Source organism: Geobacillus subterraneus (assembly GCF_001618685.1).
Lineage (GTDB): Bacteria > Bacillota > Bacilli > Bacillales > Anoxybacillaceae > Geobacillus > Geobacillus subterraneus.
In genome coordinates this window covers 1,705,589-1,728,878 of sequence record NZ_CP014342.1, presented here as the reverse complement: position 1 = coordinate 1,728,878, position 23,290 = coordinate 1,705,589, and the positions used below count along the sequence as shown (strand labels likewise).

Here is a 23,290-nt window from a genome sequence, read left to right as displayed (position 1 = left end):
ACAACGTTGTCGAGGCACATTTTTCACTCGGTCGCCAACCTTCTTGGATCGGCTGCATTCCTTAACTTTCATTTAAAAAAAGTGCTTGTGTTTCTTCTGTTTTATGTGTACTATTGGTTATAGTACGGTTGTGACAATGAGAGGAGGAGGGGAGATGTTTGAGCTCGATTTGCGAAGCCGCCAGCCGATTTACGAGCAGCTGATTGACAAAATGAAAGAAATGATCGTTCGCGAACTATGGCAGCCGCACGATCAGCTGCCATCGGTCAGGACGATGGCGAAACAGCTGATGATCAACCCAAATACGATTCAAAAAGCGTACCGCGAACTGGAGCGCGAAGGCTGGATTTATTCGATTCCAGGGAAAGGCAGTTTCGTCGCCCCGCGTTCAAAAGAACCAAACATCGAGGCGGTCGCCGCGGTCCGTGAGCAGTTTGTCCGCCTTGTCAAAGAGGCGCGGTTTTTAGGGGTGACGAATGAGCAGTTATGGCAATGGATTCGAGAAGGGGAAGAAAGAGGGGGAGGATCGTGATTCAACTTGTGGACGTGACGAAAACGTTTGATCGGTTTGCGGCCGTCAAGGGCGCGAACATGATGGTGCCAAAAGGAGTGATTTATGGGTTGCTCGGCCCGAACGGCGCCGGAAAAACGACGCTGCTCAAGATGATGGCCGGCATTCTCCGCCAAGACCGCGGGACGATTACAATTGATGGCGAGGAGTTGTGGGAAAACGTTCAAGTGAAGCAGCGAATTTTATTTTTGCCAGACTTTGTCTACTTTTTTCCGCACGCGACAATTCGGCAAATGGCGGATTTTTACGAGCAACTGTACCCTTCGTTCAGCCGCGGACGGTTTCTGGAATTGCAGTCCGTCTTTGCGCTTGATCCAAACAAAAAGATTCAGCAGTTTTCCAAAGGCATGCAGCGCCAAGCTGCCTTTTGGCTCGCTTTTTCCGTTCAGCCGGATGTGCTCATTATGGATGAGCCGCTCGATGGGCTCGATGCGTTCGTTCGCCGCCACGTCAAACAATTGTTGATTGATGAGGTGGTCGAACGGGAGATGACCGTCGTTATCTCATCGCACAATTTGCGAGAACTCGAAGATTTATGCGGCACGGTCGGATTGATGGCGCGCGGTGTGGTGCAGCTCGAGCGCGATTTGGATGAATTGCGAGCCGGCATGCATAAACTGCAGCTGGCGTTTCGTGATGGATTTCCGGGCGAATTGGCCGAACGCCTCGATATCGTCCACCGCGAGGAGCGCGGCAGCATCGCCATCCTGATTGTCCGCGGGGAAAAGCGGCGCATAGAGGAGACGGTCCGCACGTTTCATCCGCTAATCCTTGATGTGCTGCCGCTGTCGCTCGAAGAAATTTTTATGTATGAAATGGGGGGCGATGCTCATGTCCGTGAAACGGTGGTCGGCTAATCGTGCCATGTGGACGCAAAATCTTCGTCAAATCGGCTGGGTTGCCATCATTCATTCGCTGCTATGGCTGGCGGCGATCGTGCTGCCGATCGCGCTCGCGTATTCCGAATATGACCCGAAAGTGGGCAATGTGCCGCAGTGGGAAAATGTATACTATATATCCAATGGGTTGGAAACATTGATCGCCTGGCTTGTCCCCGTGCTGGCATCGGCTGGGGCGCTTCGCTATATGCATGACAAACGGTCGGCCGACTTTATTCATAGTTTACCCATCCGCCGCACCGAATTGCTCACAAGCCAAATCGTATTCGGCTGGCTCATGTTAGTTGTGCCGCTTTTTACAGTAGCTCTTGTTGCCATCGGCTGCCTGTATGGACTTGACCTGCCATGGCCGATCGAGCCGGCGGACGTATGGCGCTGGTTCGGTGAAACGGTTGTCATGGAAACGGTCATCTTCGCCCTTGGCATCGCTGTAGGCATTCTCGTCGGCCAATCGGCGCTTCATGTCGTGCTGACGAATATTTTTCTCTTTTTCCCGGCCGGCATGCTGATTTTGATTTACACGAATTTATCATTATTATTGTCTGGGTTTCCGGATGTGTATTATTTGTCAACAGAGTTGGATCGGCTGGTGATTCCGCTTCGCTACGCGATGTTGATGGATCAGGCGATGAACGCGGGGGAGACGGGATTGTTGCTGCTGTTGGCGCTTCTTTTGTTTGGCCTCGCGGTTTGGCTGTATGAGCGGCGGCCGTCAGAAGCGGCCGGGCAGGCGCTGGCGTTTCCGGCGCTCCGTCCGCTGTTTGTGTATGGGGTCGCGTTTTGCTCGTGGCTTGTCGGCGGCTTTTATTTTGGAGAAGTGGAGCGGCAATGGGGCTGGATCGTCTTCGGCTATATAACGTTTTCTTTGCTTGGGTACGCGATTGCCCAGATGGTCATCGCGAAAACGTGGCGTGTATTTCACCGCTGGAAAGGGTACGTCGCGTTTGCGGCGGTGATGGCCGTTCTTGCCTTTCTCATCCGCATCGATCTTACCGGCTATGAGCAGCGCGTGCCGGCAGTGGCAGACATTAAGCAAGTGTACTTTGGTCAGTCGACGATGAACTTTGAACACCCGGAGCAGATCGGCCGCTCGTTTGTAGAATATGACCAATTTCTCCGCACGAAAGAAAATATCGAGGCGGTGCGGGCGTTTCATCAGCAGCTCGCGCACGATCAACCGTCGCCGCCCCGTCTTGGCAACGTTCAGTCGGTGGTGATCGGCTATGTGCTCAAAGACGGCACGCGCCTCCTCCGCCGCTATGAAGTGCCGGTCGAACCGTATATGACGCATTTTCGCCGCATTATGGAGTCGAAAGAGTATAAACAGCAGTACCATTTACTGCTTCGCCCGGGCGGCTATTCGCCGATCCGCCAAGTGACGATACGAAACATGAATACAGGGCAGCCGGTGCTTGTTTTAGCTGAGCCGAAGGAAATTGAATCGTTTATCGGCGCCCTGAAACAAGACTTGTGGAACGAACCGGTCGAAAACATGATGGGCACCGTGAGCATATGGTACGGAGACGTCGAACTGCTGCAAAGCGACGGCGATTCGTTCGGCTTGGGGCTCGCGGAAAACTATACACATGTGCGCCAATGGCTCGAACGGCGGCATGTGGGAGATGACTTGATCAAAAAATGAACGAATAAAAAACGGGCAGGGGCCGATCCTCTGCCCGTTTTGTCCGTGTGCGCCCGGCATGGGTGCAGTCTATAGGGTGAAAGTCCCGAACTGCGAAGGCAGAAGTAGCAGTTAGCTTAACGCAAGGGTGTCTGCGGCGACGCAGAATCTGAAGGAAGCGGGCGGCAAACTTCCGGTCTGAGGAACACGAACTTCATAAGAGGCTGGGTATCATTGGGTGAGTTTGCACGACAAAACGAAGCCCTTTCTGCCGAAGGTGATACCGAGTAAATGAAGCAGATAGATGGAAGGAAAGACTGCACTCTTACCCGGGGAGGTCTGTCCGGGAAGCCAAGTGCGCTTGGCAACCGTTGGAGCGATCCAACGCTGAACGGACAGAAGTCAGCAGAGGTCATAGTACCCGTCTAGCTTAAGGTAGAAGGGGAAGGACCGAACCATGAAGGAGAACGGCCACTAGGCGTTCATCTTCTTTGATGAAGCAGACAACCCGAAAGGGCCTGCTTGAGGGAGGAAATGGTGAAGTCCATGGGGGACCTCAAGAGGGTGGAGAAGAAGATGGCACAAATAGAACGGATCGTTCACGTAGAGAGGAAGAATCGGAATGTGGATGAAACAGGTACTGTCACGGGAGAATCTCCTGCGAGCACTCAAACAAGTGGAAAAGAATAAAGGGTCCCATGGAACCGATGGAATGTCCGTCAAAGACCTGCGAAGACACCTCGTGGAACATTGGGACGTGATACGGCGCGCTTTGGAAGAAGGGACCTACGAACCTTGCCCGGTCCGACGGGTCGAAATCCCGAAACCGAACGGAGGAGTCAGGTTACTAGGAATCCCGACCGTGACAGACCGGTTCATCCAACAGGCCATCGCCCAAGTGCTCACGCCGATCTTTGACCCATCCTTTTCGGAACACAGCTACGGGTTTCGTCCCGGTCGAAGAGGACACGACGCGGTGAAAAAGGCGAAGCAGTATATTCAGGAAGGATATACATGGGTGGTAGATATCGACTTGGAAAAGTTCTTTGATCGAGTCAACCATGACAAACTGATGGGGATATTAGCGAAACGAATTCCAGACAAAATCCTCCTAAAGTTGATACGGAAGTATCTACAGGCAGGGGTCATGATCAACGGGGTGGTCATGGAAACACAAGAGGGGACTCCACAAGGAGGGCCGCTCAGTCCACTTTTGTCCAACATTCTCTTGGATGAGCTGGACAAAGAATTGGAAAAACGAGGGCACAAATTTGTACGGTATGCGGATGACTGCAATATCTACGTAAGGACGAAGAAGGCCGGGGAACGGGTGATGAAATCGATCACGGCATTCATTGAAAAGAAACTCCGGCTGAAAGTCAATGAAACCAAATCGGCAGTGGATCGACCGTGGAGGAGAAAATTCCTCGGTTTTAGCTTCACCCCAAATAAGGAGCCAAAAATCCGGATCGCAAAGGAAAGTATTCGGCGCATGAAGCAAAGGATACGCACCATGACGAGTCGATCGAAACCGATTCCCATGCCCGAGCGAATCGAACAGCTCAACCAGTACATTCTGGGATGGTGTGGATACTTCTCGTTAGCAGAGACTCCAAGTGTGTTCAAAGAACTAGATGGATGGATTCGACGAAGGCTGCGCATGTGCCAATGGAAAGAGTGGAAACTTCCGAGAACCAGAGTCCGAAAACTGCAAAGTTTAGGAGTGCCCAAGCGGAAAGCATATGAATGGGGAAACACTCGGAAGAAATATTGGAGAGTGGCCGCTAGTCCCATCTTGCATAAAGCCCTTGGCAACTCCTATTGGGAGAGCCAAGGGCTGAAGAGTCTTTATCAACGATATGAATCTCTGCGTCAGACTTAATGGAACCGCCGTATACCGAACGGTACGTACGGTGGTGTGAGAGGACGAGGGTTAGTCACCCTCTCCTACTCGATTAAGACGCCGTCTTTTTCCGACGCCAAAGCCATACGGTGAGCAAGTCAAGCAGCCAAAAAGCGATAAAAAGGAATAACAGAAACAGCTCAGGTGTTTCCATCACGCGAAACGGATTGAGCACGTTATGAAACGATTGAAGCAACGTTAATCCTAGCAACAAGTCCATCCCTACCGCCGTTCCGCCCAACAGCAGCATAAAGGCGAGGGAGAGGAATACGACTTTCAATGCAAGCCACCTGCCGCTTTTTCGTTTAGTGTTCTCCGGCTAGGGAGGAATGATGCACCCCCGTATACACTTTTGGCTGATTGCCTATAATGGAAGATAAAAGTGACACGGAGCAAGGAGGAGAGGGGCATGTTGTTTCAGTGGGGGATGCGCCGGCAAAAGGATCGGATGAACGACGGTGTGCAGCAAGAAGGGACCGACCATAGCGGCGAAGCGGCGGACGTCCCGCAAGAGCCGCTGTCACCTGAACTGGCGGTGAACATCGACATCATTCGGCGGGCGACCGGAGAAAGCAGCGATGTCGTCATTCGCCGTTTTTCCCTCGGCCAGGAAACGCAAATGAAAGCGGCCATCGTCTTTGTCGACGGGCTCGTCGATGAAAAAAATGTGTACGAGTTTTTGCTTATGCCGCTCCTTACGGCGTCGTTTCCGCTCGCGCTCGAGGAAAAAGAGCGGTTTCAATGGATTGAAAAAAAAACTCGCTGCGGTTGGCGGCGTCAAGCATGTCGCCGAATGGAAGCAGCTGTTTTTTGATCTGTTTTCCGGGGAGACGGTGATGCTCATTGACGGGGTGCCGTTTGCCATTAGCGCGAGCACAAAAGGCGGGCAATACCGCTCGATTGAAGAACCGCAGACGCAAATCGCCATTCGCGGCCCGCGCGAAGGGTTTACGGAATCACTGCGCACGAATACGGCGATGATCCGCCGCCGCATTAAAAACTCGAACCTTTGGCTGGAGACGATGCAAATCGGCACGGTGACGCAAACCGATGTCGCCATCATGTATGTGAAAGGAATCGCCAATGACGAAATCATCGAGGAAGTGAAGACGCGCCTCCGCCGCATCGACATTGACAGCGTGCTCGAGTCCGGCTATATCGAACAATTGATTGAAGATCAGACGTTTACCACCTTCCCGACAACGTACCATACGGAGCGGCCCGATATTGTCGCCGCCAATTTGCTTGAAGGAAGGGTCGCTATTTTTGTCGAAGGGACGCCATTTGTCCTTGTCGCACCAGCATTGTTCATTCAATTTTTCCAAGCGGTTGAAGATTATTATGCCCGTTTTGACATCGCGACAGCCCTTCGTTTTTTACGCGTGCTCATTTTCTTTATCTCCCTTGTCGCCCCGGCCATTTACATCGCGGCGACGACGTTTCATCAAGAGATGATCCCGACCCAGCTCGTCATTGCCATCGCCGCCCAGCGCGAGGCGGTGCCGTTTCCGGCATTTGTTGAAGCGCTCATGATGGAGGTGACGTTTGAAGTGTTGCGCGAGGCCGGCGTCCGCTTGCCGCGCGCCGTCGGCCAGGCGGTGTCGATCGTCGGGGCTTTGGTCATCGGCCAGGCGGCGGTGGAGGCAGGATTTGTCTCGTCGGCAATGGTCATCGTCGTTTCGATTACAGCGATTGCCAGCTTTGCGACGCCGTCATTTGCCATTGCCATCTCGGCGCGGCTCATCCGGTTTGGTCTCATGTTTTTGGCGGCGATGTTCGGGTTTTACGGCATTATGATGGGCATTTTGGTCATGACGATTCATTTATGCAGCTTGCGTTCGTTCGGCGTCCCGTATATGTCGCCGCTCGCTCCGTTTACGCCGTCAAATATAGGCGATACGCTGTTCCGTGTCCCGACATGGATGTTTCGCGAGCGGCCGCGCCTGATTAACCAAAAAAATATCGTTCGCCAATCGGGCGACCAAAAGCCGCAGCCGCCGGCGCCGTCGCGCCAAGAGAAGGGGGATGAGTCATGAAACGGCTGCTTGGCATGTTTTTGCCGTTTGCCGCCTGCGTCTGTTTGCTTTCGGGCTGTTGGAGCAAAAAAGAGCTGACCGATTTGGCGTTTGTCATTGCCGTTGGCCTCGATAAAACAGAAGACGGCAAGTATCTCGCTTCCTTTCAAGTCGTCAACCCGGGCAACGTCGCCGGGGCGACGCAGCGCGGCGGCGGGGCGGCCGGGGTGCCGGTGTCGATTTATACGTCAACCGGGGACAGTTTGGTCGAGGCAAGCCGGAAAGCGTCGGAAAAAGTGTCGCGTCTTCTGTATTACGCCCATACGAACTTAGTCGTCGTCGGCGAAGAGCTGGCGCGCGAAGGGCTGGACGGGGTGTTCGATGCGATGGAGCGCAGTCAGCAGTTCCGGACGACGGCGCGCCTTGTCATCGCCCGCGGCCATTCGGCGAAAGACACGCTTTCGGTGCTGACGCCAATCGATAAAATTTCCGCCAATCAAATTATTAGAACGCTTGAATTTTCCGAAATGGCTTGGGGACAAACGATTAATGTAGACGTTTGGTGGGCGATTCGCGGCATCGCTTCGCCCGGCCGAAACCCGGTCATAACCGGGGTATCGATTGAAGGGGGCTTAAAAAAAGGGAAGCGGCAAGAAAACGTGCAGTCGTCCGTGCCTGATGCCCGCGTCACGTTGAACGGGCTGGCGCTGTTTAAAAACGGCCGCCTGATTGGCTGGGCCGACGGGCCGACGGCGCGCGGCATGATGTGGGTGCTTGACCGCATTCATCAAACGAATCTCACTATTCCGTGGGAAGGAAAACAGGAAGCGATCGGCTATCGGGCGGCGCGGGCGAAAACGAATGTAGAGGCGCGCGTCAACAACGGTCGGCCATCCATCTCCGTTCATATCAAGGCGGAAGGCGACATCAGCGAGGCGCGCGTCCCCATTAACCTAGCCGACGCCGGCGTGGTATTCCGTTTAGAACAAGAACTGGAACGGAACGTCAAACAGGAGGTTACAAAAGCCATTGAAACGGCCCAGCGTGAAAAAACGGATATTTTCGGGTTTGGCGACGCGGTTCACCGCGCTGCCCCGCGCTTATGGAAGAAGATCGAGAAAGAGTGGCACGACCGCTATTTTCCCGAACTTGACGTCACTGTAACGGCTGATCTGTACATCCGCCGCACCGGGCTGCGGAATAAGCCATATATAGAAGAATAAATGGTCGCCGGCCAAAGCCGGCATGGGGGAGGGGAGTTGACTAGGCAAAGGCGGTGAGATTCAGTTGGAGCGCATAAAAATTAACGCACGCCAGCTATTTGTGTTAATTGTGCTGTTCGAACACGGCAGCGCCATCGTCATTCCGCTCGGCGTGAGCGCCAAGCAAGATGTATGGATCGCCATTTTGCTCGGCTTGGCGCTCGGGCTGCTGTTGTTTTTCGTTTATCGCCAATTGTTCGAGTATTATCCCGACCAGCCGTTGACCGCTTATTTGCCGCAAATCGTCGGGGCGCCGCTCGGCAAACTGTTGGCGGTTGTCTATATTACATATTTTCTTTACATTGCCGCCCGTGTGCTGCGCGACTTTGGCGAACTGCTGCTGACGTTTGCCTACCCGGAAACGCCGTTGTTCGTGTTAAATGCCATTATGGCGCTGACCATTATGTATGGCGTCTATAAAGGGTTCGAGGTGTTGGCGCGCACCGGTGAGCTGTTTTTGACGGTGTTGTACTTTTTGGCGCTCGCCGGATTTATCCTTGTGTTTGTTTCCGGGCTGGTTGACGTGACCCAGCTGCAGCCGGTGTTGGAGGAAGGCTGGAGGCGGGTGTGGAAAACGGTGTTGACCGAAACGCTATATGTTCCGTTCGGAGAGATGATCGTGTTTACGATGCTGTTTCCATATATCAACAATCCGGTAAAAGTAGGAAGAGTCGGGGTCGCTGGCATGGTGCTGAGCGGAGTCAATTTGGCGATCATTATGGCGATCAATATGGCCGTCCTCGGTCCTGATGCGGCGTCGCGTTCGTCGTTTCCGCTTTTGGATACGATCCGCCGCATTCAAGTCGCTCACTTTTTAGAGCGGCTTGATGTCTTTTTTATGATTGCCCTGATTATTGGCGGGTTTTTTAAAGTCTCCATCTTTTTTTATGCCGGGGTCGTCGGGGCGGCCAACTTGTTTGGCATTTCGAGCTATCAGCGGCTCGTCTATCCGCTCGGGCTGCTCGTGCTGTTTTTGTCGGTCGCCATCGCCAGCAACTATGCGGAACATATTCATGAAGGATTAAAGATTGTCACGCTCTATCTGCACATCCCGCTGCAAATCATCATTCCGGTGCTCTTGCTTGTGATTGCGGCGATTCGCCGGCGGTTTGGACAATCAGCAAAATAAGAAAAACGGACTAGAAGATTTATGCGGCAGCAAGCAGGAAAAACCGCAAAAAAACACGAATACAACAATAACCTGTTCCTACGAGGAACAATGGGGCGAAATGTGGTGCTGAACATGCAACCCGAAGGCGGGGTGGAAACAACCCGGCGCCGATGCGCGTGTTTGTTTCGGGAAGCCGGTGTCAGCTAAAAGCGATGGATGTTGATTATAACAAAAAAGGGTTGAACGATGGTGAAAGCGAATGTACAGGCGATCGATCAGCTAGACGCGGAACAGTTGGGCAGCGGCATGGTGATGACCGACCATCAACTTTTGATTGTTGCGGTCAGCGAGCTGACGCCAAGATGGCTCGGATTTGCCAAACATGAATTAGTCGGGCAGCCGGTCGGCGTTCTGTTTTCAGCCGAGTGGTCGGCCGCGTTGTTAGATGGCATCGCCGAGGCGGTAAAAAAGGACGGATGTTGGCAAGGAGAAGCGCGCCATGTAGCGAAAAGCGGGAAAGCCTATACGAGTTGGATGAACGTCTATCGGCTATCAGGCAGCGAAGGGGAATGGCTCGTTTGGCGGTTTGCGGAACGGGATTGTGCGCTGCCTGCCGCCTCTTTGACGCCGGCGGAGGTGCTGCGCGCCATTTATGCTTCTGCGCCGTTTGCCGTTGTTCCGGTGAGAGCGGACGGGACGGTGCAAGATTGGGGCAACAGCGCTGAAACGCTGTTTGGACGCCGAAAAGAGGAAGCGGTCGGCCGCCCGATCTGGGAGCTTTTCCGCCATGGCGGTCAAACATCGCTTCCGTTTTCGCTCGAGAAGCGGCCATCCGGGGAAGGAATGGTGCAACGCGAAGACGGTACGCCGGTCCATATTGCCTACACGGTCATTCCGGTGTCCAGCTCAAGCGGGTATGTTGTCCTTGCGGAAGATATCACCAAGCGGAAACAAAAGGAGGCCGAGCGTCGGCGCCAAGTCGAGCTGGCGAAAAAAATCCAGCACAATTTGTTGACGCCGCTCATTCAAAATCAGGCGGTGACGATGGAAGCGGTTTATATTCCGTCCGATGATTTATCCGGCGATATTTACGCTTGTTACCAAATCGATTTATACCGCTATGGAGTGATCGTCATCGATGTGATGGGCCACGGCATTTCCTCGGCGTTAGTGAGCATGCTGCTCCGCTCGCTTTTGCGCGGATTGATCGTGCGCGTCATTGACCCCGTTTCCGTGGCGAGTGAGCTGGAGAAGCATGTGCAAAGCTTATTTCCGGATGAGGCAAATGACATCCGTTATTTGTTTTCGATGATTTACTTAGTCATTGATACGAAAGAGCGAAAAATTGAATACACGAACGCCGGCCATCCGGCCGGGCTGCTCGTCTTTGACGATGGAAGCGTGCACGAGCTCGATAAAGGCGGCCTGGCGATCGGCAGCCCGTTTTCTTTGCCGTTTGAAAAAGGGGTGATCGACTACGGCCGGCGAGCCCGGTTGCTGTTGTATACAGACGGCATTTTAGAGGAAATGGATCCGTCCATTTTGCAAAGCATCGAGAAAATTCGTACATGCACCCAAACGTACCGCCATTTGCCGGATAAACGTTTCCTAGAACAGTTAATTAGTCAAAGTCCTTCGCTCGCTCGTCCGTCCGATGACATTTGTTTGTTGTCAATTACAGTCCATGGGTAGGCGGGAGCCAACTTGATAGCCGAGTGGATGGTGCGCTGCGAGGCGAGCGAGGAGGCGATTGCATTTTGCGATCTGATCGCAGAGCAAGCCGCCTGGTTATTTGCTGTCCGCGATGCCGAATTGTTTGTGCTGGCGGTGCATGAGGCGGTAGTTAATGCCGTCAAAGCCGTCCGGCAGGCGGGATTGGAAGAGGGGGTCGTTTCGTTGTCTTTTTCTATGACAGACGATGAAGTGACGGTGGCGGTCGAGGATGACGGCGGCGGCATCCCACAGGAAACGATGGAACAACTCGGCGGAAAAACGCTCGCCGATGTGCTTCTCGCTGAATCGGGGCGCGGACTATTGCTTATTCATGAAATTATGGACGCGACGGCTTTAGTGGAGCGGGCAGGCGGGCGGCGGGTGCTGGTGATGAAAATGCAAAGAGCGCAACATAGACCGTTTTAGCCGGCGTCTCGGTGAACGCGGGCAGCGGGGGTGGGGCATGGCTGGTCAACGATAGGGGGATATGATGAAACAGCATCGGTTGTCGTTTGAACTTGAAATGGTTACGGAGTCTGCATACGAGTGCATTAAGCTGACCGGGCGGCTCGCTTATGATACACAGCTTGCCGCGGAACAAAAACTGGCGATGGCGGCAGTTGCCGTCAAACGCCGCCTTGTTTTGATCGATGTCAGCGGCCTCCAATTTTTGGACAGCACCGGGTTGGCGCTTCTTGTCCGCTTTTTCAAGCAAGTGGTCAGCGCCAGCCGGGCCATGGCCATGATCGTCCGGGATAATGCTGTGTTAGAAAAGATTTTGCTCATTGCCAAGCTTGACCGGCTATTGCCAATCGTTGCCGATGAGCAGCAGCTGCTGTCGCTCCCCCCGCTGCGCTTACCGGATTCAGTCGGCCAAGAGGAGCTCTATTCGGCATGGCGGAAATGCCGGCCGTAAACCGCCCTCGTTGGAACGGCGCTGTGACAAAAAGATGCCCGCGGTGGTTTGCAGCCGCCGGTGGGCAACTGTTGACTGGCAGCGAGAATGTTGGCGCTGCAAAACCCCAAGCGGCCATGATCGTCCGTTCGGGGTTTTTTTGTTCACATGGCAAACGGGTTCGGAAAGGCGCCATCATTGTCAAAAAAATGTTTCGAGTTTAGAATAAAACTAGGAAGAGAGGCAGCGTGCGGCCTGACGCCAAGGTCGGAACAGGAGAGGGGGGCGCAGCGTGCGGCGAGTGCTTGTTTATTTGCGGCCGTACCGGAAATGGATGGCCTTAGCGTGGCTGTTGATGTTGACAGAGCTGGCGATTGAACTTTGGCAGCCGCTGTTGATGGGAAAAATCATTGATGATGGCGTGATCAAACGGGATGTCACCGCCATTTTGACGTGGGGCGCCGTCATGCTTGGCGCCTCGCTGTTAGCGTTTGCCGCCGGCATCGCCAATTCGTTTGCTGCCGCTTACGTTGGACAGGAATACGGCTTTGCGCTGCGCACGGCGCTATTTGCCAAAATTCAGTCGTTTTCGTTAGCGCGCATTGAACAGCTGTCGGCGGCTTCGCTCATTACCCGGATGACAAACGACGTAACGCAAGTGCAAAACATGCTGTTTATGAGTTTGCGCATCGCCTTGCGTGCACCGCTGCTCGTCGTCTTTGGCGTCGGCATGGCGTTTGTCGTTCATTCCCGTTTAGCGCTTATTTTGGCAGTAGCTGTTCCGCTGTCGGCCGCTTTTTTATTGTGGGGGATGAAAAAGGCAGTATCATCGTTTTCCGCCGTCCAGCGGGCGTTAGACCGCGTCAACGGCGTGATGCGCGAAAATTTGGCCGGCATGCGCCTCATTAAGGCATGGATGCGGGGGGCCTATGAGCAAGAGCGGTTTGCAGCGGCAAACGATGCGCTGATGCGGCGGACGATGAGCGTGCTCCGTCTCGTCGAGACGATCGCGCCGGTATTATTGTTTGTCATGAACGCGGCCATCGTCGCGGTGCTGTTTTTTGGCCGCTTCGGTGTCGAGGCCAAGACGGCGAGCGCCGGGCAAGTCGTTGCAGTTGTCAACTATGCGACGCGGGCGACGGCCGCCTTATCCATGTTCACCTTTATTACGATGGCGTTGTCGCGGGCGCGCGCTTCAGCTGCCCGCCTTGCCGAACTGCTTGATGAGCCGAAAGAGCGAGGCGGAGCGGGCGGGATGAACGGACTGACAGTCCGGCGCGGCGAAATCCGGTTTGAGCACGTTTCGTTCCGCTACCCAAACAGCGGGCATGACGCCCTTTCCGACGTATCATTTGTCATCCGTCCGCAAGAAACGGCAGCGATTTTGGGGGCGACCGGATCCGGGAAATCGACGCTTCTTCAATTGATTCCCCGCTTGTATGAGCCAAGCGCCGGGCGGGTGTTGATTGACGGCATCGATGTACGCGAATTCTCGTTAGAGCAGCTGCGGGCGGCCGTCCGTTTCGTTCCGCAGGAAGTGCTGTTATTCTCCGGGACGATCGCCGATAACCTCCGGTTCGGCCATCCGGCGGCGACGGCGGAAGAGATGATGCGGGCGGCGGGCGATGCACAAATCCATGAAACGATCGCCAAGTTTCCCGATGGGTATGACGCCCTCGTAGGTCAAAAAGGCGTCAATTTATCAGGCGGGCAAAAGCAGCGGCTGTCGATCGCCCGCGCATTGGTCGGCGATCCGCACATTTTACTTTTGGATGACAGCACGAGCGCGCTCGATGCGGCGACGGAAGCGAAGCTGCTCGATGCATTGCGTCGGTATGCGTGCACGACGGTGATGGTGACGCAAAAGGTGAGCACGGCGATGGCGGCTGACACGATTTTGCTTTTGGAAGACGGCCGTTTAATCGCCCAAGGAAGCCACGAGCAGTTGCTGGCGACAAGCGAACTGTACCGGCGGATTGTCGCTACGCAGGAAGGAAAGAAGGGACAAAGCAATGTTACTACGCCATAGCCACCACGGAGCGCGCCTTGGGACAGGTCAGCGGGCAAAAAACAGCGCAGGCACATTGCGGCGGCTTTGGGCATTTATTGCCCCGCAAAAGCGGAAGCTGTTCGCAGCGGTGGCGATGGTCGTCGCCAGCTCGGCGCTGGCGCTTGCCGGTCCGTACATGATCGGCCGGATGATTGACGGGTATATTGTCGGGCGGAAGACGGACGGCTTCGTGCTGATGCTGCTTTTGCTTCTTGCCATTTATGCCGCCCTTGGCGCGGCGACGTTTTTGCAAAACTATTGGATGGTCGATGTTGCCCAACGGACGGTGCATGCGATCAGAAAGCGGCTGTTTCGCCATTTTCATGAGCTGCCGATTTCTTTTTTTGACCGCCGCCAGCAAGGCGAATTGATGAGCCGGATGACAAACGACATCGATAACATGAGCCAAACGTTTAACAGCACCGTCACCCAAGTGATCGCCAGTACGTTGACGCTGATCGGCGCGATGGCAGTGATGGTTTCACTTAGCATCGTGTTGACGGGCGTAACGCTCGTCGTTGTGCCGCTCATGTACGCCGGGATGCGCTGGATTACGCGCCGGACGCAGGCGCGCTTTCGCGAACAACAGCGCGCGCTTGGCGAGATGAACGGCTTTATTGAAGAGGTCATCTCCGGCCAAAAAGTCGTGAAGCTGTTTTCTCAAGAGAAGCGGATGGAAGCGGAGTTGGCGCGCAAAAACGCCGAGCTGAAACAGGCCGGGTTTTGGGCGCAAACGTATTCCGGCTTCATTCCGAAACTGATGAACTTTTTAAACAACTTGAGTTTCGCGCTTATTGCCGGCATCGGTGGATGGCTTGCGGCGAAAGGCGCCGTGTCAGTCGGCACGATCGTTGTATTTGCCGAATACGCCCGCCAGTTTACCCGCCCGCTCAACGATTTGGCCAACCAATGGAACACGTTGCTGTCCGCATTAGCCGGCGCGGAGCGGGTGTTGGAAATGTTGGATACCCCACGCGAAGCGGAAGATGAGCAGGAAGCGGAAGTGCTTGATCGGCTCGATGGGCATATCGAGTTTCGCGATGTGGTGTTTTCATACGACAAGCAGCGCCCCGCGCTTTGCGGCGTCACCTTTTCCGTTTCTCCTGGGGAAACCGTCGCGCTCGTCGGTCCGACTGGAGCGGGCAAAACGACGGTGCTTCAGCTGTTAACCCGCTTTTATGATCCGGACGCGGGGGCGATTTTCATCGATGGCCGCGACAGCCGGACGATCAGGCGGGCAAGCTTGCGCCGGCATATGGCGTTTGTGCTCCAAGATGCGTTTTTGTTTTCAGGAACGATTCGCGACAACATTCGCTACGGGCGGCTTGAGGCGACGGATGAAGAAGTGGAGGAAGCGGCGCGGAAGGCGAACGCCCATTCTTTTATTATGAAGCTGCCAAACGGCTATGACACCGTCTTGACGTCGGGCGGTGGGGGGATCAGCCAAGGACAGCGGCAGCTGTTGGCCATCGCCCGGGCGATGGTCGCTGACCCGTCCGTATTGATTTTGGATGAAGCGACGAGCAATATCGATACGGTGACGGAAGTGCGCATTCAAGAAGCGCTCGCGCGGCTGATGGACGGCCGGACATGTTTTGTCATCGCCCATCGGCTGAATACGATTCAACATGCTGACCGCATTCTCGTGTTGAACGAAGGCAAGGTGATTGAACAAGGAACGCACGAAGAGTTGTTGGCGGCGAGAGGCTTTTATTTCCATTTGTATCGCCGCTATGGGGAGCGCGGTGTGCAGCAAGCGTAGCGAGAAGAGAAAAAGGCGCCCCGACAGGCGAACGGAGTGCTGCAAAGCATGCAGGAGTGCCGTTCAAACAGGGGCGCCTGTTTTGTGATTGGCGATCTTTCGCAAGTTACGCTAAATAGGCGAACGATGTTATCTTAACGGTTTACCGTTTTCTCTCGTTGGTGAGGCGGTGAAGAAACGCTTCGCGCCAGCTCGTTGATAGGGCCGGGTGATGGGCGATTTGTTCTAGGGCTGCGATGTTGTCCCGCTCATGATAGTAAATGTGGTTTATATAGGCGATCGATAGCTCCCCGGCGCCACGCTCAATGAGGACCAGCGGGGCTTCCGGCTCGACGATGCCTTCTTTCAGCACCCGAAAATAAAATCCGCTTTTTCCCGTTTGACAGACGGCTTTCGGCAAATCCGGGAGCCGGTGGCGAAGGGCGAGTTTCGAACATGGCTGGCGCGGTTGCGACACTTGCACGAGCGCCGTGCCGGCGGCATAAATGTCGCCAAGACATGCATTTTCTTCGGTCAGTCCAGAGAGCGTCCAGTTTTCTCCAAACGAGCTTGGGGGAAACGGACGGGCATATTTCTGTTCCCAATAGGCGAAATGTTCTGATGGATAGGCGCAAATGGCTTTGTCTTCCCCGCCGTGATGGACAAGATCCGCTTGCCCGTCCCCGGCTACGTTTTGTTTGCCGACAGCGACCGGTCCGGCGACTGGCGTTTTGTAAATGCCGGTCACTAGCAGCTCGCCATGGACCTCCACTGTTTTTGGCTTTCCGATGTTAATCGAAAGGATTCGCATTCGTTTCACCCCCATACCGCCTCGACAATCAGCCGAAAAGAGGTGAGCTTGTCATGGAAATCGTATGTAATCGTAACGAGCATGATCTCTTCTGTTTCATACGCTTCGCTTAACCGGTATAATTCGTCTTTGACGCGCGCCGGGCTGCCGACGATCATTCGTCTCCGGTTGTCCGCGACCCGTTTGCGCTCGTACGGGCTGTACGGATACGCCGCGGCTTTTTCCGGGCTTGGCGTGCCGTTCACCGCCATCCCTTGCTCGATCATCAGCAGCGTCAAGTCGAGGCTGCCGGCAATCCATTCTGCTTTTTCATCAGTCTCGGCGCAAATCGCAAACACGGCGACCATCGCGCGCGGCTCGGCCAAATACGGAGATGGGGTAAATCGGTCACGATACAGTGTTGCATATTGTTCGCCGCCTTCGCCGTTAATAAATTGAGCGAACACGTACGGCAACCCTTTATCCGCTGCCAGCTTGGCCGTTTCCGAGCTCGAGCCGAGCAGCCATACATCAGGCGGCGATTGGACGATCGGCGTCGCTTTCACCCCATAAAGCGGATGCACCGGCGGAAGGGTGTCATACAAGTAGCCGAGCAAGTCATCGATTTGCTCCGGATAGCGGTCGACCGGTCGGCGTCTGTCGCCTTGCAGGGCGATCGTCGCCCGCGGCATGCCGCCGGGCGCCCGCCCGATGCCTAAGTCAACACGGCCGGGGTGGAGTCCGGCAAGGACGTGGAAATTTTCCGCTACCTTATAAGGGCTGTAATGCGGCAACATCACGCCGCCGGAGCCGATGCGGATGCGCGACGTTTTCGCCCCGATATGGCCGAGCAGCACTTCCGGGGATGAGCCGGCGAGGCTGTTCGTGTCATGATGCTCGGACACCCAAAACCGCTGATAGCCGAGCTCTTCGACAAATTGGGCGAGCCGGACGGTGTTTTCAAGCGCCGTTTCCGCCGTCATGCCTTCGGCGATCGGCGATTGGTCAAGGACGCTGAGCTCGAGCGCCATCATCGTTCCTCCTCTTTGTTCAAGGTGCAAATAGATAGTTCTTATTATGCGCGGTTTGGCTCTGTTTTGTCCATTGATTTGCCTAGTCTCGCAGCGAGACCAAAAAATAGTCCGCCGTTTTTGGCGGCGGACTGGGCAAGGAAGGAGTCCAATAGGCGGCCTGCCCGCTTGCGGTCGGCCGCTAAGCCTAAAGGTGGATCGACTCTTTCTGTTCGGCCGTTTGACGACGGGCTTTTTGGCTGCGCCCGGGGAAGAAGGAATGAAACAGCTGTTTCACGCTGTCAACGATAAATGAACACCGTTCGTATAGCGCCTCTTTTAAGCTGTCAAGCTGACGGGTGATTTTGTATTGCGCCGCTTCCTGCGCTTCGAGCCGTTCGATCACCGTCTGATGAAAGACATGCTGCAGCTCGAGCTGGTCGATCAGCTTTTGGTACAGTTTTTCTTGCCCTTCAAGGCGGGCGGCCATCCCTTCGGCCAGCTGTTCCCGCTCGGCCGTCCGCTGTTCGAGTCGGCGCACCGCTTCGCTTTGCACGGTCAACGCTTCAATGACGGCTTGGCGCGCTGTTTTTTCTTTTGCAAATTGTTCTTCCCATGTACGCTGCCGCTCGCTTTCTGTTTGCTGCTGGATGAGGAGCGATTGCTCAAGGCGAACGAGTATGTTGGTGAATTCGGCTTGCTCTTTCTGTCTGGCAGCGAGGGTTTGTTCGATGCGTGCGAGCGCTGCCGTCCACTGTTCGCTTCGCTGTGCCTGCTGTTGTTGTCCGGCTTCAGCGGATCGCTCAAGGCGAGCGAGCGCTTCGGCGAGCTCCCGATAGAGCTTTGTTTGCTCCGCTTGCCCCGCTGTCATCGTCTGCCTGAGATCAGCGAGCGCCTGAACGAGCTGCCCGCCAAGCTTTGTCTGTTCCTCCTGTCCGGCGACAAGCGATTGTTCAAGGTGGGCGAAGGCGCCAGCTGTCTGCTCGCACTGTTGCGCCTGTTTCATTTTCCCCTCTTCGACCGCCCGCTCGAGCCGGGCGAGCGTTTCTGCCAGCTGTTCAAATAACTGTTTTTGCTCGTCGAGCAGTTCGTCTGCGGCCGTTCGGCGGTGGTAGAACATGACGTGTGAGGATGGAGGAGGAGCCGCGCTGTATACACGGGGATTCATTTGCTTGTTCATGTAAATCAATGGCATAAAAACCTCCTTTCCATTCGCCTATGTGGCATCATATGCGATGCCTGTTTGTTCGGTTTGGGCGGCATATTTGTAGGGAGGTCTGCCCTTTGGTATAATGAGGAAGAAAAAAGGAGAGAAAGGGTGTTCACGATGCCAGCCGTTGAATCGAACATGTTTCCGCTTGGCAAACAGGCGCCGCCGTTTGCTCTCACGAACGCCGTTGATGGCCGACTCGTCCGCCTTGACGATGTAAAATCGGATGTCGCGACCGTCATTATGTTTATTTGCAACCATTGTCCGTTTGTGAAACATGTACAGAACGAACTCGTCCGCTTAGCGAACGACTACATGCCAAATGGGGTGTCGTTTGTCGCGATCAACGCCAACGACGCTGAACAATATCCGGAGGACTCGCCGGAAAACATGAAAAAGGTGGCCGAAGAGCTCGGCTATCCGTTCCCGTACTTATACGATGAGACGCAGGAAGTGGCGAAAGCATACGACGCCGCCTGCACCCCGGATTTTTACATTTTTGACCGCGAACTGAAATGCGTCTATCGCGGCCAGCTTGACGATTCGCGCCCAAACAACGGCATTCCGGTCACCGGAGAATCGATTCGCGCGGCGCTTGACGCCTTGCTAGCGGGTCGTCCGGTGCCGGAAAACCAAAAGCCGAGCATCGGCTGCAGCATTAAATGGAAGCCAACGTCGTAAAAAACGATTGACATTTCGTGATCAAACAGGTATGATGGAAAAAGCGTCATTCGTTCGTCAAGAAATCGTCACTGCCGTGCCGTTGCTTCGCGAGTGCAACCGGGCACGGCTTTTTTGCTGCCGCCAATCGCTAGACAAATTCACACTGGCGCCGCTTCGGAGCGGCAAGGATGGATGAGAGGCAGGGCTTCCATTGTTTTTGTTTCATCCTTTGAGTTTTCATAATTTGCATTATGTAAACAAAAAGGGGAGCGAGGAGATGGCAAAACGACGATATCGGGTGTTTGTGTATGGAACGTTGCTGACCGGTGAGGACAACCATCATGTCGCCGCTCCGTACGTTCTCGCCGTATGCCCAGGGAAAGTAAACGGCCGTTTATACAACGTCGGCTCGTACCCCGCCCTTGTGCTCGGAGAAGACGGGGAAGTGGAAGGGGAATGGCTGACGGTGACGGAAGAGGGGCTCAAAGCGATGGATGAGCTCGAAGACTATGCGGAAGGGCGGGACGACAATGAATACGAGCGGGTATGGGTTCGGGATGCCTGTCAGCCGGTTGAAGGGTATGTGTACGTTTATCCTCCGGAAAAAGCGGCCGGCTTGCCGCCCATCCCGTCCGGATCATGGCGGCGGCGTGAGGAGAAAATGTAACATCGATAGCGAGTGACGAAGAACAGCTTGACGGAAACGATCGTTCCCCAAGCTGTTTATTTTTTTGCATAAATATCCATTTCCCTCTCTTTATTTGAAAGCGATTGCAAAAAACGTTATAAAAATACAGAAAAATTGATGAAAAAGGGTTGCCAAACGGCCGCTCTTTTTCTATAATAAAATCATGTTAGAAAAATAAACGCACGAATGTGAGGTAATGTGACATGTCAAAAACGTTCGTTTCCTCTACACAAGCGGGGTTGTTGGAACAAATTAAAGAAACGATCAAACAAAAAAACGTTGAGCTTCTCCATTTGCAGTTTGTCGACATTGAAGGAATTTTAAAACATGTAACGGTGACGGCGGAACAGCTTGATGACGTCGTCGAAGGAAAAATCATGTTTGACGGTTCGTCGATCAAAGGGTTTTCGCCGATCAATCGTTCCGACTTGTACCTTGTTCCAGATGTAAATACGTTTGCGGTGTTGCCGTGGACGGTCGAAGAGGGCTATGCGGAAGCGCGCTTCCTCTGCTCGGTCGCTAACCCGGACGGCACGCCGTTTGAAGGCGATCCGCGCAACGTGCTGAAAAAAACGGTTGAGCGAGCAGCAGAAAAAGGATATACGATTTCGGTCGGCCCGGAGCTCGAATTTTTCCTGTTCAAAGCGGATGAAAATGGCAACCCGACGCTTGAACTCCATGATAACGGCGGGTATTTTGAACCGTCCCCGAAAGACTTGGGTGAACGCGTTCGTCTCGAAATTTACCGCGCCCTCAAAGCGATGGGCTTTACGATTGAAGCATCGCACCATGAAGTAGCGGAAGGACAGCATGAAATCAACTTCAAATATGCGGATGCGCTCGGCGCGGCGGACAACGCGACGACATACAAATGGGTTGTCAAAACGATCGCCGGCAAATTCGGCCTTCACGCGACGTTTATGCCGAAACCGGTGTTTGGCATCAACGGTTCGGGGATGCATGTGAACATTTCTCTATTTAAAGACGGGGAAAATGCGTTTTTTGATCCAAACGACGCTAACCAGCTGTCGGAAACAGCGTACCAGTTTATCGCCGGTTTGTTGAAAAACGTGAAAAACTTTGCTGCGGTGACAAACCCGCTCGTCAATTCGTATAAACGGCTTGTGCCAGGATATGAAGCACCTTGCTACATCGCATGGTCGGCTTCCAACCGTTCGGCGCTCATCCGCATCCCGGCGAAGCGCGGCATGGCAACGCGCGTCGAGCTGCGCTGCCCGGATCCGTCGGCCAACCCGTACTTGGCATACGCCATCATCGCAGCAGCAGGCCTTGACGGTGTGGAAAAAGGCTTAACGCCTCCAGCGGCGATTGATGAAGACATTTTCCATATGCCAGAAGAACGCCGCGCCGAACTTGGCATCGACAACTTGCCGGAAAACTTAGGCGCTGCCATCGCGGCATTCGAAGGCGGTGAAATCGGCCGTGCGACGCTCGGCGAGCATGTATTCAATGAATACGTGGCGATGAAAAAAGAAGAATGGAACAGTTACCGCACGGCGGTTCATACGTGGGAAATCGAACAATATCAAGGGAAGTTTTAACATAATTCCGAAAGAAGTCTCCCACTTCAAGCAAAGCTAAGTGGGAGTAGTTCACTAGGGCAAACAAAGGGCGCTCTGCAGTTCAGGGCGCCCTTTTTCTATCAAACTTCTTTATATGACAATCATCGGTTTGCAAGCGGCCGTTTTCCGATCGAGGCGGCGAACGAAGTTTGTTTCATAAAAACCATCGGTCAGTGATCGCGCCACGGCAAAACTTGCGCATTTTTCGCGCACCACAGACAAGAACGGCAAGTGAATGGCCGAATTTTTTATTTTTTCAAAATTCATAGTTGACAACTATGAATAGTTGGAATTAAATTAAATACATCATCTATCCATTCAAACGTTGCAAACGGAGGGAGAAAGGTGAAAAAGTGGATTGTGTTTGTGTTCGTTGGCTTTATCGCCCAGCTCATTGACGGATCACTCGGAATGGCGTACGGCGTCACGTCAACGACGCTCTTATTGACGTTCGGCATCGCCCCGGCTGTCGCGTCGGCGTCCGTTCATCTCGCGGAAGTCGTGACGACCGCGGCATCGGGTGCATCCCATTGGAAATTTGGCAACGTTGACCGCGCAATGGTGGTTAAGCTCATTATTCCTGGGTCGGTCGGTGCGTTTGTTGGGGCGTGCTTTTTAAGCAAGTTGCCAGGGGATTTGATTAAACCGTACATCTCGTTGTTTTTGTTAACGCTTGGCTTCTATATTATTTACCGGTTTTTGTTTTTAAACGGCCGTTCGCTGTCCAAACCGGAAAAACAATGGTCAAACAGGCAGCTCATCCCGCTCGGGTTGGCGGCTGGGTTCCTTGATGCGACCGGCGGCGGAGGCTGGGGTCCGATCGCGACGCCGGTGTTGTTGGCGAATAAAAGCATGGAAACGCGCAAAGTCATCGGCACAGTCGATACGTCCGAATTTGCCATCGCGTTGTCGGCGACATTAGGATTTGCGATTTCCCTTGGCTGGGAGCAAGTCGACTGGTACTGGGTGCTGACGCTTATGGCCGGCGGCATCGTTGCGGCACCAATTGCTGCCTGGCTCGTGCGCAAGTTGCCGTCCCATTTGCTCGGAGTGCTCGTTGGGGGATTAATCATTTTGACGAACGTCCGCACACTCCTCCACGCTTGGGAGGTATCAGCGTCGGTGTATTCGGCCGTTTATGGGCTGATCGTTATGGGATGGGCCGCCGCGGTATGGCTGGCGATAAGAAACAGGAGGAAAGGAAAAGTAGCCAGCGGTGAGATGGCGTCATAAGCAATCACGGAAGTTTAGCTCATAACTGTTCGAGTCATATGATCGTTACGTATCGGTTATTGTACGGGATGAATGGTTATGAGACACAAAGCAAGCAACCGCTAGGCTCCTTATTTGACCAATGTACGCACTTGATTTTGGACGCTATCTGTTTGCAATACGCGAACAATCAACAAGTTGAGCACCAAAAAGCATTTCAACGGCATAGTAATTTGGCATAAGTATAAGTAAAAGGAGCTCCAAGTCAAAAGGTGGCGTGGGGCTCTTTTGATTTGTGAAAAGTGAAATTGTTGGTTGATTTGTGTGAGGGTCATTGGTAGCGCGAATTCTAT

General features: G+C 54.0%; 19 protein-coding genes and 1 pseudogene. 16 read left to right on the top strand and 4 right to left on the bottom strand.

The window, feature by feature from the left end:
* The first annotated feature begins 154 nt into the window (after nucleotides 1–154).
* The 4 genes from GS3922_RS08485 to ltrA all read left to right on the top strand — a co-directional run bounded on the left by GS3922_RS08485 (nucleotide 155) and on the right by ltrA (nucleotide 4,973).
* The gene (locus GS3922_RS08485) at nucleotides 155–532 is read left to right on the top strand and encodes a GntR family transcriptional regulator (RefSeq protein WP_128733422.1); all 378 of its coding nucleotides are present in this window, start codon (nucleotides 155–157) and stop codon (nucleotides 530–532) included.
* Nucleotides 529–1,428 (top strand): ABC transporter ATP-binding protein, encoded by a 900-nt coding sequence (locus tag GS3922_RS08480; RefSeq protein ID WP_063165980.1) that lies wholly within the window; start codon nucleotides 529–531, stop codon nucleotides 1,426–1,428. Before GS3922_RS08485 ends, GS3922_RS08480 begins: the two co-directional genes overlap by 4 nt.
* A complete protein-coding gene (locus GS3922_RS08475; protein ID WP_063165979.1) occupies nucleotides 1,403–3,112 on the top strand; it encodes an ABC transporter permease in 1,710 nt (569 codons plus the stop codon). Before GS3922_RS08480 ends, GS3922_RS08475 begins: the two co-directional genes overlap by 26 nt.
* Before the next feature lie 601 nt (nucleotides 3,113–3,713).
* Complete coding sequence (gene ltrA, locus GS3922_RS08470) at nucleotides 3,714–4,973, top strand: group II intron reverse transcriptase/maturase (RefSeq protein WP_020961418.1); 1,260 nt, start codon at nucleotides 3,714–3,716, stop codon at nucleotides 4,971–4,973.
* Between the two features lie 73 nt (nucleotides 4,974–5,046).
* Here the strand turns inward: ltrA and GS3922_RS08465 are convergent, their stop codons facing one another.
* Nucleotides 5,047–5,274: a YczF family membrane protein gene (locus tag GS3922_RS08465; RefSeq protein WP_063165978.1), complete on the bottom strand. Its 228-nt coding sequence runs from the start codon at nucleotides 5,272–5,274 to the stop codon at nucleotides 5,047–5,049.
* A 129-nt stretch (nucleotides 5,275–5,403) separates the two neighbouring features.
* On the opposite strand from GS3922_RS08465, the pseudogene GS3922_RS08460 reads away from it, so the two are divergent.
* From GS3922_RS08460 to GS3922_RS08420, 8 genes and pseudogenes are all read left to right on the top strand, one after another.
* Nucleotides 5,404–7,030 (top strand): annotated as a pseudogene (locus GS3922_RS08460) (spore germination protein).
* The gene (locus GS3922_RS08455) at nucleotides 7,027–8,232 is read left to right on the top strand and encodes a Ger(x)C family spore germination protein (RefSeq protein ID WP_063165977.1); all 1,206 of its coding nucleotides are present in this window, start codon (nucleotides 7,027–7,029) and stop codon (nucleotides 8,230–8,232) included. Before GS3922_RS08460 ends, GS3922_RS08455 begins: the two are co-directional and overlap by 4 nt.
* Before the next feature lie 64 nt (nucleotides 8,233–8,296).
* A complete protein-coding gene (locus GS3922_RS08450; protein WP_063165976.1) occupies nucleotides 8,297–9,400 on the top strand; it encodes a GerAB/ArcD/ProY family transporter in 1,104 nt (367 codons plus the stop codon).
* 228 nt (nucleotides 9,401–9,628) lie between these two features.
* Nucleotides 9,629–11,074, top strand: a complete 1,446-nt coding sequence (locus GS3922_RS08445; RefSeq protein WP_063165975.1) for a SpoIIE family protein phosphatase — start codon at nucleotides 9,629–9,631, stop codon at nucleotides 11,072–11,074.
* Nucleotides 11,075–11,086: 12 nt separating this feature from the next.
* Nucleotides 11,087–11,521 (top strand): ATP-binding protein, encoded by a 435-nt coding sequence (locus GS3922_RS08440; protein WP_023817603.1) that lies wholly within the window; start codon nucleotides 11,087–11,089, stop codon nucleotides 11,519–11,521.
* 64 nt (nucleotides 11,522–11,585) lie between these two features.
* Nucleotides 11,586–12,011 (top strand): STAS domain-containing protein, encoded by a 426-nt coding sequence (locus GS3922_RS08435; RefSeq protein ID WP_063165974.1) that lies wholly within the window; start codon nucleotides 11,586–11,588, stop codon nucleotides 12,009–12,011.
* A 271-nt stretch (nucleotides 12,012–12,282) separates the two neighbouring features.
* Nucleotides 12,283–14,019: an ABC transporter ATP-binding protein gene (locus GS3922_RS08425; RefSeq protein ID WP_063165972.1), complete on the top strand. Its 1,737-nt coding sequence runs from the start codon at nucleotides 12,283–12,285 to the stop codon at nucleotides 14,017–14,019.
* Nucleotides 14,003–15,802, top strand: a complete 1,800-nt coding sequence (locus tag GS3922_RS08420) for an ABC transporter ATP-binding protein (RefSeq protein WP_063165971.1) — start codon at nucleotides 14,003–14,005, stop codon at nucleotides 15,800–15,802. The genes GS3922_RS08425 and GS3922_RS08420 overlap by 17 nt, the downstream gene beginning before the upstream one ends.
* A 142-nt stretch (nucleotides 15,803–15,944) precedes the next feature.
* Here the strand turns inward: GS3922_RS08420 and GS3922_RS08415 are convergent, their stop codons facing one another.
* The 3 genes from GS3922_RS08415 to GS3922_RS08405 all read right to left on the bottom strand — a co-directional run bounded on the left by GS3922_RS08415 (nucleotide 15,945) and on the right by GS3922_RS08405 (nucleotide 18,776).
* Nucleotides 15,945–16,592 carry an MOSC domain-containing protein gene (locus GS3922_RS08415; RefSeq protein ID WP_063165970.1) on the bottom strand — a complete coding sequence of 216 codons (648 nt, stop codon included), beginning with the start codon at nucleotides 16,590–16,592 and terminating at the stop codon, nucleotides 15,945–15,947.
* A gap of 5 nt (nucleotides 16,593–16,597) precedes the next feature.
* Nucleotides 16,598–17,602, bottom strand: a complete 1,005-nt coding sequence (locus GS3922_RS08410) for an LLM class flavin-dependent oxidoreductase (protein ID WP_063165969.1) — start codon at nucleotides 17,600–17,602, stop codon at nucleotides 16,598–16,600.
* A 187-nt stretch (nucleotides 17,603–17,789) separates the two neighbouring features.
* A complete protein-coding gene (locus GS3922_RS08405; RefSeq protein WP_225995640.1) occupies nucleotides 17,790–18,776 on the bottom strand; it encodes a coiled-coil domain-containing protein in 987 nt (328 codons plus the stop codon).
* Between the two features lie 132 nt (nucleotides 18,777–18,908).
* Between GS3922_RS08405 and GS3922_RS08400 the strand changes: the two genes are divergently transcribed.
* The 4 genes from GS3922_RS08400 to GS3922_RS08385 all read left to right on the top strand — a co-directional run bounded on the left by GS3922_RS08400 (nucleotide 18,909) and on the right by GS3922_RS08385 (nucleotide 22,958).
* Nucleotides 18,909–19,472 (top strand): thioredoxin family protein, encoded by a 564-nt coding sequence (locus tag GS3922_RS08400; protein WP_063167356.1) that lies wholly within the window; start codon nucleotides 18,909–18,911, stop codon nucleotides 19,470–19,472.
* Between the two features lie 259 nt (nucleotides 19,473–19,731).
* Nucleotides 19,732–20,121, top strand: coding sequence for a gamma-glutamylcyclotransferase family protein (locus tag GS3922_RS08395; RefSeq protein ID WP_063165968.1), 390 nt, complete (start codon nucleotides 19,732–19,734; stop codon nucleotides 20,119–20,121).
* 224 nt (nucleotides 20,122–20,345) lie between these two features.
* Nucleotides 20,346–21,704 (top strand): type I glutamate--ammonia ligase, encoded by a 1,359-nt coding sequence (glnA, locus tag GS3922_RS08390; RefSeq protein ID WP_063165967.1) that lies wholly within the window; start codon nucleotides 20,346–20,348, stop codon nucleotides 21,702–21,704.
* 366 nt (nucleotides 21,705–22,070) lie between these two features.
* Nucleotides 22,071–22,958 (top strand): sulfite exporter TauE/SafE family protein, encoded by an 888-nt coding sequence (locus tag GS3922_RS08385; RefSeq protein ID WP_063165966.1) that lies wholly within the window; start codon nucleotides 22,071–22,073, stop codon nucleotides 22,956–22,958.
* The last annotated feature ends 332 nt before the right edge of the window (nucleotides 22,959–23,290 follow it).